This window comes from Pseudomonas sp. F01002 (genome assembly GCF_004402115.1).
GTDB classification, from domain to species: domain Bacteria; phylum Pseudomonadota; class Gammaproteobacteria; order Pseudomonadales; family Pseudomonadaceae; genus Aquipseudomonas; species Aquipseudomonas frigoris.
Window position 1 is genome coordinate 95,610 of the sequence record NZ_SOPU01000023.1, and the last position, 12,217, is coordinate 107,826.

The 12,217-nt window shown below is 59.8% G+C and carries 9 protein-coding genes and 1 pseudogene; all 10 read left to right on the top strand.

Annotated features, from left to right (window positions below; genetic code table 11):
• Positions 1-149: 149 nt before the first annotated feature.
• The 10 genes and pseudogenes from arnB to E3W21_RS19665 all read left to right on the top strand — a co-directional run bounded on the left by arnB (position 150) and on the right by E3W21_RS19665 (position 12,164).
• Positions 150-1,298 carry a UDP-4-amino-4-deoxy-L-arabinose aminotransferase gene (arnB, locus tag E3W21_RS19615; protein WP_134421532.1) on the top strand — a complete coding sequence of 383 codons (1,149 nt, stop codon included), beginning with the start codon at positions 150-152 and terminating at the stop codon, positions 1,296-1,298.
• Positions 1,295-2,314: an undecaprenyl-phosphate 4-deoxy-4-formamido-L-arabinose transferase gene (gene arnC / locus E3W21_RS19620; RefSeq protein WP_129443969.1), complete on the top strand. Its 1,020-nt coding sequence runs from the start codon at positions 1,295-1,297 to the stop codon at positions 2,312-2,314. Before arnB ends, arnC begins: the two co-directional genes overlap by 4 nt.
• Positions 2,311-4,302, top strand: a complete 1,992-nt coding sequence (gene arnA, locus E3W21_RS19625; protein ID WP_134421533.1) for a bifunctional UDP-4-amino-4-deoxy-L-arabinose formyltransferase/UDP-glucuronic acid oxidase ArnA — start codon at positions 2,311-2,313, stop codon at positions 4,300-4,302. The genes arnC and arnA overlap by 4 nt, the downstream gene beginning before the upstream one ends.
• Positions 4,302-5,186: a 4-deoxy-4-formamido-L-arabinose-phosphoundecaprenol deformylase gene (arnD, locus tag E3W21_RS19630; RefSeq protein ID WP_134421534.1), complete on the top strand. Its 885-nt coding sequence runs from the start codon at positions 4,302-4,304 to the stop codon at positions 5,184-5,186. Before arnA ends, arnD begins: the two co-directional genes overlap by 1 nt.
• Entirely contained in the window at positions 5,183-6,832 is a 1,650-nt protein-coding gene (gene arnT, locus E3W21_RS19635; protein ID WP_134421535.1) for a lipid IV(A) 4-amino-4-deoxy-L-arabinosyltransferase, read from the top strand. The genes arnD and arnT overlap by 4 nt, the downstream gene beginning before the upstream one ends.
• Positions 6,829-7,173, top strand: a complete 345-nt coding sequence (gene arnE, locus E3W21_RS19640; RefSeq protein WP_134421536.1) for a 4-amino-4-deoxy-L-arabinose-phosphoundecaprenol flippase subunit ArnE — start codon at positions 6,829-6,831, stop codon at positions 7,171-7,173. The genes arnT and arnE overlap by 4 nt, the downstream gene beginning before the upstream one ends.
• The gene (gene arnF / locus E3W21_RS19645) at positions 7,170-7,571 is read left to right on the top strand and encodes a 4-amino-4-deoxy-L-arabinose-phosphoundecaprenol flippase subunit ArnF (protein WP_129443959.1); all 402 of its coding nucleotides are present in this window, start codon (positions 7,170-7,172) and stop codon (positions 7,569-7,571) included. Before arnE ends, arnF begins: the two co-directional genes overlap by 4 nt.
• Positions 7,568-8,947, top strand: coding sequence for a UDP-glucose/GDP-mannose dehydrogenase family protein (locus E3W21_RS19650; protein WP_129443957.1), 1,380 nt, complete (start codon positions 7,568-7,570; stop codon positions 8,945-8,947). The genes arnF and E3W21_RS19650 overlap by 4 nt, the downstream gene beginning before the upstream one ends.
• The gene (locus E3W21_RS19655) at positions 8,944-10,542 is read left to right on the top strand and encodes a glycosyltransferase family 39 protein (protein ID WP_134421537.1); all 1,599 of its coding nucleotides are present in this window, start codon (positions 8,944-8,946) and stop codon (positions 10,540-10,542) included. Before E3W21_RS19650 ends, E3W21_RS19655 begins: the two co-directional genes overlap by 4 nt.
• A gap of 442 nt (positions 10,543-10,984) precedes the next feature.
• A pseudogene (locus E3W21_RS19665) lies at positions 10,985-12,164 on the top strand (MFS transporter).
• Positions 12,165-12,217 lie beyond the last annotated feature (53 nt).

Below are 12,217 nucleotides of genomic sequence, written 5' to 3' on the forward strand. Positions count from 1 at the left end.
GACCATGGCAGAAAATGTCAACCTATCTAAATCGTCAGGTATTTCGAGTAACCAATTGATGCAGCTTTTGTTTTTAGCGTCTACGCTTGCAATGGATCCAATTTTTTTTTAGCCTCACCGGCTATTCACTCTTCAGCCCCGAGGTGCCCATGAGTCAGGCTTTTCTCCCCTTCTCCCGCCCCAGTATCGGCGATGAAGAAATTGCCGCCGTAGAGCAAGTATTGCGCTCCGGCTGGATCACTACCGGGCCGAAAAACCAGGAACTGGAAGAGCAATTCGCCAATGACGTGGGGTGCCGTCATGCCGTGGCACTGTCCTCGGCCACCGGCGGGATGCACATCACTTTACTGGCATTGGGAATTGGTCCGGGCGATGAAGTCATTACACCGTCGCAGACTTGGGTGTCCACCGCCAACATGATCTGCCTGTTGGGCGCGACACCGGTGTTCGTCGACGTTGATCGCGACACGCTGATGAGTGACCTGGCCAGCATCGAAGCAGCGATCACGCCGCGCACCAAAGCCATCATTCCGGTGCATTACGCCGGTGCCGCGTTCGATCTCGATCCGCTTTATGCGCTGGCCGACAAACACGGCATCCCCGTTATCGAAGACGCCGCTCACGCCGCAGGCACCTTCTACAAAGGTCGTCACGTCGGCGCGAAAGGCACGGCAATCTTCTCGTTCCATGCGATCAAGAACATGACCTGCGCCGAGGGCGCCATGTTTGTCAGTGACGATGAAGCCCTGGCCAGTCGTGTGCGCATGCTCAAGTTCCATGGCCTCGGTGTCGATGCCTATGACCGCCTGAGCCACGGCCGCAAACCTCAGGCTCAGGTCATGGAGCCCGGCTTCAAGTACAACCTGGCCGACATCAATGCCGCCATCGCCTTGGTGCAGCTGAAGCGACTGGACGAAATCAACGCCAAACGCACGGAGCTGGCCGGTACTTATTTGCAGCGACTGGAAGGTTTGCCGGTGCAACCCCTGGCCCTTCCAGCCTATGCGCAGCAGCACGCCTGGCACCTGTTCATCCTGCGTATCGACACCGAGCGCTGCGGGCTGGACCGTGAAGCGTTCATGAAGGCCCTGCAAGCGCAGAACATCGGCACCGGTATTCACTTCATCGCCACTCACCTCCACACCTACTACCGCCAGCGCTTCCCCAACATCTATCTGCCCAACACAGAATGGAACTCGGCACGGCTGTGCTCGATTCCGTTATTCCCCGACATGACCACCGATGACGTCGATCGTGTGGTCGGTGCCATTGAAAACGTTTTGGACGCAAGCCTGTGAAACCTTACCCGATCCATTGCGTGTCGATCGTCATCCCGGTCTACAACGAGCAAGACAGCCTGCCCGAGTTGCTCCGGCGCACCGAAGCGGCGTGTCAGCAATTACGCCACAAATACGAAATTGTGCTGGTCGACGACGGCAGTCGGGACGAATCGGCGCAAATATTGGAACAGGCAGCATCGCTCAAAGGCAGCCCGTTCGTAGCGGTCATTCTCAACCGCAACTACGGCCAGCACGCGGCAATCATGGCCGGTTTCGAGCAGTCTAAAGGCGATGTGGTCATCACTCTCGACGCCGACCTGCAAAACCCTCCCGAGGAGATTCCGCGGTTAGTGGCTCAGGCCGAGCTGGGTTATGACGTGGTCGCCACCGTGCGCAACAACCGTCAGGACTCGGCGTTACGGCGCTGGCCGTCGAAGCTGATCAACCTGGCCGTGCAGCGCTCCACCGGCGTTGCCATGACCGACTATGGCTGCATGCTCCGCGCTTACCGGCGAACCATTGTCGATGCCATGCTCGCCTGCCGTGAACGCAGCACCTTCATCCCGATCCTCGCCAACAGCTTCGCCCGGCACACCACGGAAATTCTCGTGCCCCACGCCGAGCGCGAACACGGGGTATCGAAGTACAGCCCCATGCGCCTGATCAATCTGATGTTCGACCTGATCACCTGCATGACCACCACGCCCCTGCGTTTGCTGAGCATCGTCGGCTTCGGCATGGCGGCCCTCGGCGTGCTGTTCGCCATTACGCTGATCGTGCTGCGACTGGCCTTCGGCGCCCATTGGGCCGGCGACGGGACATTCGTGCTGTTCGCCGTGCTGTTCATTTTCACCGGTGGCCAGTTCATCGGCATGGGCCTGTTGGGCGAGTACCTGGGTCGCATGTATGGCGACGTTCGCGCCCGCCCCCGGTTCTTTATTGAAAAAGTGCTGCGTAACCAACCCGCTGCCCCCGCTCCCGTTGTCACCGTTGACGGTCTCACCTCCATTTCTTCAGATCAGGTTCACTCATGAGTGCAAAAGCTGTTGTCTTCGCCTATCACGATATTGGCTGTGCCGGCATCGAATCCCTGCTCAACTCGGGCTTTGATATTGCCGCGGTGTTTACTCATCCTGATGATCCCAAGGAAAACGCGTTCTACGGCTCCGTTGCGCAACTGTGCGCACGCAAGGGCATCCCGGTGCACGCCCCGGAAGATGCCAACCACCCGTTGTGGATCGAGCGCATCAGCAAGCTCAACCCGGATTACCTGTTCTCGTTTTACTACCGCAACCTGTTGAGCGAACCGCTGTTGGCCACCGCCAGCAAAGGCGCCTTCAACCTGCACGGTTCGTTGTTGCCGCGCTACCGTGGTCGTGCGCCGGCCAACTGGGTGCTGGTCAACGGTGAAACCGAAACCGGCGTGACCCTGCACCGCATGGTCAAACGGGCCGATGCCGGCGCAATCCTCGCCCAGAAAACGGTGGCGATTGAGCGCAGCGACACGGCGCTGAGCCTGCACGAAAAACTGCGTCTGGCAGCTACCGACTTGCTACGTGACACGCTACCGGCGTTGCTTCAGGGCAAAGTCAACGAAACCCCACAGGACGAATCCAAAGCCACGGTGTTTGGCCGGCGCACGCCAGCCGACGGCAAACTGGTCTGGAACAAACCGGCGGAAGAACTGTTCAATCTGGTTCGCGCCGTCACCCAGCCTTACCCGGGCGCCTTCTGCGCCGTGGGCGAGCACAAGCTGATTGTCTGGAACGCAGAAGTCGCCCAAGGCAATGAAGGTCAGGCACCGGGGCGCGTCATCAGTGTCGACCCACTGCGCATCGCCTGCGGCGAAGACTCCCTGGTAATCACCGCCGGCCAGCGTAACGACAACGGTTTGTACCTCAGTGGCCCGCAACTGGCCAACGAACTGGGTCTGGTGGACGGTTCCGTGCTGCGTGGCGCCGAGTCCGGTCGCGCCCCGCGTCGCACTCGCGTGCTGATCCTCGGCGTCAACGGCTTCATCGGCAATCACCTGTCCGAGCGCCTGCTGCGCGACGACCGATACGAGGTGTATGGCCTGGACATCGGCTCAGACGCCATCGAACGCCTGCGCAGTCACCCGAATTTCCACTTCGTCGAAGGCGACATCAGCATCCACTCCGAGTGGATCGAATACCACATCAAGAAGTGCGACGTGATCCTGCCACTGGTGGCGATCGCCACGCCGATCGAGTACACCCGCAACCCGCTGCGCGTATTCGAGCTGGACTTTGAAGAGAACCTGAAACTGGTTCGCTACTGCGTCAAATACAACAAACGCGTGATCTTCCCGTCGACCTCCGAAGTGTATGGCATGTGCCAGGACCAGAACTTCGACGAAGACACCTCCAACCTCATCGTCGGTCCGATCAACAAACAGCGCTGGATCTACTCGATCTCCAAGCAACTGCTCGACCGGGTGATCTGGGCCTACGGCCAGAAAGGCCTGAACTTCACGTTGTTCCGTCCCTTCAACTGGATGGGCCCACGCCTCGATCGCCTGGACTCGGCGCGTATCGGCAGTTCCCGCGCGATCACCCAGTTGATCCTCAACCTGGTGGAAGGCACGCCGATTCGTCTGTTCGATGGCGGTGAGCAAAAACGCTGCTTCACCGACATTGCCGATGGCGTGGAAGCGCTAGCGCGGATCATCGACAACGACAACGATGCCTGCAACGGCCAGATCATCAACATCGGCAACCCGGACAACGAAGCCAGCATCCGCCAGTTGGGCGAAGAGCTGTTGCGTCAGTTCGAAGCGCACCCGTTGCGCGACAACTTCCCGCCGTTCGCCGGGTTCCGCGATGTCGAAAGCAAAGCGTTCTACGGCACCGGTTATCAGGACGTGTCGCACCGCAAACCAAGCATCGCCAATGCCAAACGTCTGCTTGACTGGACCCCAACGGTTGAAATGAGCGAGACCATCGGCAATACGCTGGATTTCTTCCTGCGTGAAGCCATGCTCGAAATCGCGGACAAGCGCTGATGCGGGCAGGTCTGCGGATTGATGTCGACACTTACCGAGGCACCCGTGAGGGGGTGCCGCGGCTGCTGGAAATCCTCGATGAAGCGCAGGTCAAGGCGACGTTTTTCTTCAGTGTCGGGCCGGACAACATGGGGCGTCATTTATGGCGCCTGATCCGCCCGCAATTTCTCTGGAAAATGCTCCGTTCCAACGCGGCAGGCCTGTACGGCTGGGACATCTTGCTGGCCGGCACCGCGTGGCCCGGCAAACCGATCGGCCGTGATCTTGGGCATTTGATGCGTCAAACCGTGGCAGCCGGGCATGAAGTTGGCCTGCACGCCTGGGATCATCACGGCTGGCAGGCCAATGCCGGGCGCTGGAGTGACAAGCAACTGATCGAGCACCTTCGTCGGGGTGTCGACACCCTCGCCGACATCCTCGGGCAAAACGTCGAATGCTCGGCGTCCGCCGGGTGGCGGGCAGACGAGCGCGTGATCGAGGCCAAGCAGGCGTTCAGCTTTCGCTACAACAGCGATTGCCGGGGCCAGAGCCTGTTCCAGCCGAGATTGTCCAATGGTGGTTTGGGTGCGCCGCAGATTCCGGTGGACCTGCCGACCTTCGATGAGGTGGTCGGCCCCAGCGTGGCGGCCAAGGACTTCAACGCCTTTATTCTTGATTGCTTCAGCCCCGAAAAACTCAACGTCTACACGATCCATGCCGAAGTAGAAGGGATTCTGATGGCCCACGATTTTCGTCAACTGCTGGCCGATGCGCGCCAGCGAAACATCCATTTTCAACCCTTGGGCGATCTGCTGCCCGAGGCCCCCGACACCTTGCCGGTCGGCCGGGTACTACGCGGCACCCTCGAAGGACGCGAAGGCTGGTTGGGAGTGCAAGGCGTATGAGCAAGCGCTGGGCATTACCGTTGTTGCTGGCGATCTTCGCTCTGGCGTACCTGCTGCCGCTGGGCAGCCATGGCTTGTGGATTCCCGACGAAACCCGCTACGCCCAGATCAGCCAGGACATGCTCCTGAGCGGCAACTGGGTGTCGCCGCATTTCATGAGCCTGCGCTATTTCGAAAAACCGGTGGCCGGCTACTGGATGATCGCCGCCAGCCAAGCGTTGTTTGGCGACAACCTGTTCGGCGTGCGGTTTGCTTCCGCGATGAGCACCGGGTTGAGTGTGTTGCTGTGCTACCTGATCGCCCGTCGGCTCTGGAACGAACCACGCAAGAGTTTTGCCTGCGCGCTCCTGTACATGAGTCTCACCGTCATCGCTGGCGCCGCGGGCTACGCCAACCTCGATCCGCAATTCACGTTCTGGGTCAATTTGAGCCTGGTTGCCTTGTGGTTTGCCCTGGACAGCGTCAGCCGTGGCCAGCGCCTGATCGGTTGGGCGATGTTGGGCCTGGCCTGCGGCATGGGGTTCATGACCAAGGGTTTCCTCGCCTGGCTGCTGCCGGTGCTGATCGCCCTGCCCTGGATGATCTGGCAAAAACGCTGGCGTGAACTGCTGATCTACGGTCCGCTGGCGATTGTCGTGGCCATCGCCGTCAGCTTGCCGTGGGTCTTGGCGGTGCACGCGCAGGAGCCCGATTACTGGCGGTTCTTCTTCTGGCACGAACACATTCGCCGCTTCGCCGGCGATGACGCCCAGCATGATGCGCCGTGGTGGTTCTATTTGCCGTTGCTGGTGGCGTTCAGTCTGCCGTGGGTGGCGTTGCTGCCGTCGGCGCTGAAACAGGCGTGGGACACACGACGCCAGGCCAACATCGCTTTCCTGCTGCTGTGGCTGCTGATGCCGCTGATTTTTTTCAGCCTCAGCAAAGGCAAATTGCCTAGCTACATCCTGCCGTGCCTGCTGCCGCTGGCGTTACTGCTGGGCCACGCACTGGTGGACCGCTTGAAGCTTGAGCAAGGCAGGGTACTGGGCATCAATGGTCTGCTGAACCTGCTGCTGGGCCTGACGATCCTGGTGGCCCTGGTCTACCTGCAACTGAAAAAACCGCTCTACAACCATGAACTGCACAACCTGGTGCTGGTGTTCATCGGTCTGACCGGCTGGATCATGGCCAACCTGCTGCAAGCCTTCAGACCTTTGCAATGCTGGGCGGCGCCAGCCTTCGGCAGTCTGCTGCTGATCGGCCTGTTGCCGGCCGGGATGCCCGAGTCGGTGGTCGCCAACAAGATGCCCGATCAATTCATCCTCGAGCATGCCCAGGAGCTCGGCCAGACCGACCAGTTGCTGAGCAACGACCTCGGCGCCGCCGGGGCCCTGGCCTGGCGCATGAAACGCCCGGACGTGGCGTTGTACAACACGATAGGCGAATTGAAATATGGCCTCGCCTATCCTGACGGCGCACAGCAGCAAGTCGACCCGCACCAGGTTCAAGCGTGGATGCGCGACGCCCGCCAGAGCGGTTCGGTCGGCGTGGTCATGCGCATCAAGGGTGACGACGAACTGCGCGAAATCGAACTGCTGCCCAAGGATGGCAAGCGTTATGAACAAGGCAACATTGTGATTCTGATTTTTCCTCAGGAGGCGTCATGAGCCTGTTACTGCTCTTGGCCGCCTGCCTGCTGACCTGTCTGGGCCAGATCGCCCAGAAATACGCTGTGGAAAGCTGGCGCGACAAGGCGTCGCTCTGGAGCGAGAAACTGCGTTCGCCCTGGTTGTGGCTGGCGCTTGCCTCTCTGGGATTGGGCTTGCTGGTGTGGCTGCTGGTGTTGCAGCGCCTCGAAGTCGGCATTGCCTATCCGATGCTGAGCCTCAATTTCGTACTGATCACCCTGGTCGCCCGCTTCGTTTTCCACGAAACCATCGACCGTCGCCACTGGTTGGGTGTTGCGCTGGTGATCGGTGGCGTGGTGCTGCTGGGGCAACACACATGAACCTGCGTCGCGGAATTACCTTCGCGCTGGGCAGCGTGCTGCTGGTCAGTGCTGCGCAACTGGGCATGCGCTGGAGCATGAGCCGCCTGCCATCGCCCGAGCACTGGTTCACCACCAGCATCGATCTGTCCGCTGTCGCCGTGGTGCTGGTCGCCATTCTTGCTTACGCCCTGTCGATGCTTAGCTGGCTTGCCGCCCTGCGGGATTTACCGCTGGGCCGGGCTTATTCGCTGCTGAGCATCAGCTACGCGCTGGTGTACTTGCTGGCCGCCAGCCTGCCGCTGTTCAACGAAGCATTCAGCCTTTCAAAAACCATCGGGGTGGCCCTGGTCATCCTCGGTGTCATTACCATTAACTCTCGGCCTGCTCGCGCGCGCGAACTCAGGAGTGCCCCATGAAAATCAGTGTATTTGGTAGCGGTTACGTTGGTCTGGTGCAAGCCGCCGTCCTGGCAGAAGTTGGCCACGACGTGGTCTGCATGGACATTGACGAGAAGAAAATCGAGCTGTTGCAACAAGGCCACGTGAGCATTTTCGAGCCGGGGCTGGCCAGCCTGGTGCGCGAAGGCCTGGACGCCAAACGTCTACAGTTCACCACCGACGAAAAACTCGCAGTGCAGCATGGTCAGGTGTTGTTTATCGCGGTCGGCACACCGTCCCGGGACGACGGTTCGGCGGATCTGAGTTATGTGCTGTCGGTGGGAGAAGCCGTGGCGCGTCATCGTGAACAACCGGTGATTCTGGTGGAGAAATCCACGGTGCCGGTGGGCACGGGTGACACCTTGCGCGCGCATATCGACAAGTGCCTGATCAAGGTCGGCCGCTTGCTGCAGTTCGATATCGTCTCCAACCCGGAATTTTTGAAAGAAGGCTCGGCCGTGGCCGATTGCCGGCGCCCGGACCGGATCATCATCGGCTGCGAACGCGATGAAGTGCGTGACGTGATGCGTGACCTCTACGCGCCCTTCAACCGCAACCATGACCGGGTCATGTTCATGGACCTGCGCAGCGCCGAGCTGACCAAGTACGCCGCCAACTGCATGCTGGCGACCAAGATCAGCTTCATCAACCAGATCGCCGAACTGGCCGAACACCTGGGCGCCGACATCGAATCGGTGCGCCTGGGCATCGGCGCCGATTCGCGCATTGGCTATCACTTCATCTACCCCGGTTGCGGTTATGGCGGCTCGTGCTTTCCCAAGGACATGCGCGCGCTGATCCACAGTGCTGAAGAGGCGCATTGCTCCAGCGATCTGCTGCAAGCGGTGGAAGCGATCAACCAGCGTCAGAAGCACAAGCTGTTCGAACGCATCAACGCGTTCTACAAGGGCGATTTGCGCGGCAGGACCTTTGCCGTGTGGGGCCTGGCATTCAAACCGAACACCGACGACATGCGCGATGCACCGAGTCGGGTGCTGCTGGAATCGCTGTGGGCCGCCGGGGCCAACGTCCGCGCGTTCGACCCGGAAGCCATGCAGGAAACCCAGCAACTGTATCCCGATGAACCCAAGTTGATGCTCATGGGCACACCGGAATCGGTATTGTCCGGCGCTGACGCGTTGATCATCTGCACCGAATGGCAGCAGTTCAAGGCCCCGGATTTCAGCCTGATCCAGCAGCGGCTCAACGCACCGGTGATCTTCGACGGACGCAACCTCTACGACGCCGATCGCCTCGCTCGCGCCGGCTTCAAGTACTTCCCGATGGGTCGCGGTGAATCGCGCAATCTGCCGATTCCGCATCAGCAGTGGCCCGCTGCTTCGGTCATCGCTTGATTTCGATATCACCCGGTATCCGCCGACAGTCTCTAGGCATAGGGCTGTTGGCGCTGCTGCTGTTCAGCGCCGGGGTGTATCAGCAGGCAGTGATCGGCTTCGATTCGCGTTTTGTGCTGTTCGCTCAGGAAATGTTGCGCCACGGGCCGTCCTTTTTTCCGACTACCTATGGCCAGCCGTATGCGGACTATTCGGCGCTTTCGACGCTTTTCACCTGGCTGCTGTCGCTGCCGTTCGGGCAGGTCAACAGTTTGACTGCCTGGTTGCCGAGCGCCATAGCCGGGGCGGTGATCGTCACGTTGATGTACCGGCTACTGGCGCCCTACTCCCAGCGCTGGGCGTTGCTGAGCATCGCCCTGATGACACTGACCAACACCTTTGTCACCGAAACCCGTGCCGTGTCCCTGGATTTGATGCTCGCGGCGGTGGCTTTTTCAGTGTTCTACCTGGGTTATGCCGTCGATCATTTCGCAGCAAAGCGCCGGTGGTGGCTGATCTTTGCCTTGTTGCTGCTGGGCTTCGGGATTCGTGGACCGATCGGGCTGGTGATTCCCACGGGCATGCTGTGCAGCTATTTCTTGCTCAATCGACAATGGCAGAAATTTTTTGGTTTTGGCCTGATGGCGTCGGTGCTGCTGGCCGTGTGCGTTGGCGTGCTGCTGTGGCTGGCGGAAACCATCGGCGGCCCGGACTTCATGCACGACGTGGTGCGCATGCAGTTCATGGGGCGCATGGACGGTAGCGAAGGTGTCAGCGGTTCGCTGTATTACTTCACCGGCTCGGTGGGCAACTATGCGCTCGCGTATCCGTTGGCGTTGCTGGTACTGGCCGCCGTCTGGCTGACAACGCCTCGGCAGGCGGGTCCTGCGTTGCGCCTGTTGCAGTACTGTACGGCCGCCGGCCTGATCGTGATGGTCGGGCTCTCGATCCCCCAGGCAAAAAAGGCCCGCTACCTGCTGCCGATGTTGCCCATGGCGGCGATCATTGCGGCGTATCCGTTTCAGGTGGCGCAAGGTCGGGTTTTCGAGTGGTTGCGGGGGTTGATGCAAGGGCTGTGGCTAGTGGTCCCTGCCCTGTTGATCGGCGGACTGCTGGTCGCCCAGCGACGGTTTCCCGATGAACTAACAACGCTGACTTCGATACTGATCATTCTCGGCGTGCTGCAAGTCATTGCCTTGGCGGTGCTTGTACGACCGCACTGGCGGGCGCAAACACTTGCGTTTTGCGCAGTCCTGGCGCTGTGGTCGGTCTACATTCTGGTATTCGAACCGGTCGAACGCCGACTCTACGATACCCGGACCTTCAGCCGTGCGGCATTTGCGCTCGTACAAAAAGACCCGGCACCGCTGGTGTTGCATGTCATGGGTAAAGACGCCAAGGCGATCAAGTTCATGGTCAACATCGAGCAGGACTTACAGCCGATTTTCACCGAATCGACCCAAGAACTGGAAAACCTTCAAGGGCCGCATTGGCTGATGATGGATGAAAACGACTATCGCGCCCTGCAGGGCACGCCGTTGGGTGCGTTGCCGCCCATTTTGAGCGGCCGTTTCGATAAAAACGATTACGTGTTGCTGCACCTCAATCCCCTGTAGGAGCTGCCGAAGGCTGCGATCTTTTGATTTTGATCTTCAACAATAGCTGAGGCGCTAAAAGAATAAGATCAAAAGATCGCAGCCTTCGGCAGCTCCTACATGTTCGGCGGCCGAGTTGTTTCGCTGCGACCCTTCGCTGGCCTGGCTTGCCGATGCGCAGGTGACCGATGCCGAACAACATCGCCGGGCAATCAAGACGGATGAGGGGATCAGGCGCAAGAACTGCTTGAGCAGTTATGGCGGTTGGAAACGCTTGAATCGGTTCGTTCGCTGGATCGGTGGCTGACTTGAGTACGGGGTTGCCTGAGCCGGCCTCATCGCGAGCAAGCTCGCTCCCACAGGGGAATGCATTCCAAATGTGGGAGCGGGCTTGCTCGCGAATGGTAGCGACTCGGTTTTACGTCGAACACTGCAGAATCTAAATAAGGATATTTGCCCCACCGTGGCCACTTACTCACTCGTTATCCGCCGGTTGATGATCGTTTCGCTGACCATCGTCGTCAGCCGCGCCATCACCAGCCCGCTGCTGACGTTGTTCCTGAGCAACAAACTCGGCCTCAACCAACAGGATGTTGGCTTGCTGCTGGGCATCGCGGTGTTTATCGCCACCCTGCTCGCGCTCTACGGCGGTTACATCATCGACCCGCCTCGAGAAGCGCCGGCTGCTGATCCTCGCGATGCTCTCCAGCGCCATCGGCTTTGTGCTGCTGACCTTCGCCGACAACCTCTACCTGACCACCGCCACCCTGGTGATCACCGAAACCGCCTCGGCGCTGTTCCTGATCGGCTCGAAGGCGATCCTCAGCGAAAACCTGCCCATGGGCCAGCGCGCCAAGGCATTTTCCCTGCGCTACACCTTGACCAACATCGGCTACGCCACCGGCCCGATGTTGGGCGTGGTGATTGCCGGCGTGTACCCGATTGCGCCGTTCCTGATCGCCGGCGGCATCGCGTTCTTCAGTATTTTCCTGATGATCGGGATACCGAAGGACTCGGCCCAGGCACCCGCGATTGGCCAGCCCGCGAGTTTTCTCAAGACGCTGGTCACCCTGAAAAACGACCGCACGCTGATCATGTTCACCTGCGGCTGCCTGCTCAGTACCGTGGTCCACGGCCGTTTCACCTTGTACCTGTCGCAATATCTGCTGGTAACCCATGACTCCAAACGGGCACTGGAAACCATGGCCGCCCTGCTCGCCTGCAATGCGATCAGCGTGATCCTGCTGCAATACCAGATCGGCCGTTTCCTCAAGCGCGAACAATTGCGTTACTGGATCGCGGGCGGTACCAGCCTGTTCATCGTCGGGTTGATCGGTTTCAGCCTGGCTGACAGCCTAGTGTCGTGGTGCGTGGCAATGTTCATCTTCACCTTCGGTGAAATGATCATTTACCCCGCCGAATGCCTCTTCGTCGACACCCTGGCCCCGGAAGAACTGCGCGGTAGTTATTACGGCGCGCAAAACCTCGCAGCCCTCGGCGGTGCCCTGAGCCCGGTGATTTGCGGTTTCCTGCTGATGCACACCCCCGCGCCAACGATGTTTTATGCCCTGAGCGCACTGACCGCCATGGGCGGTTTCCTGTGTTTCATGAGCGGTCGCCGGGTGGCATTACAGCAAAATTAATGCACTAAAACTGCATTAATATGAATTTGTCAGCATCAGAAATGAACGGCACA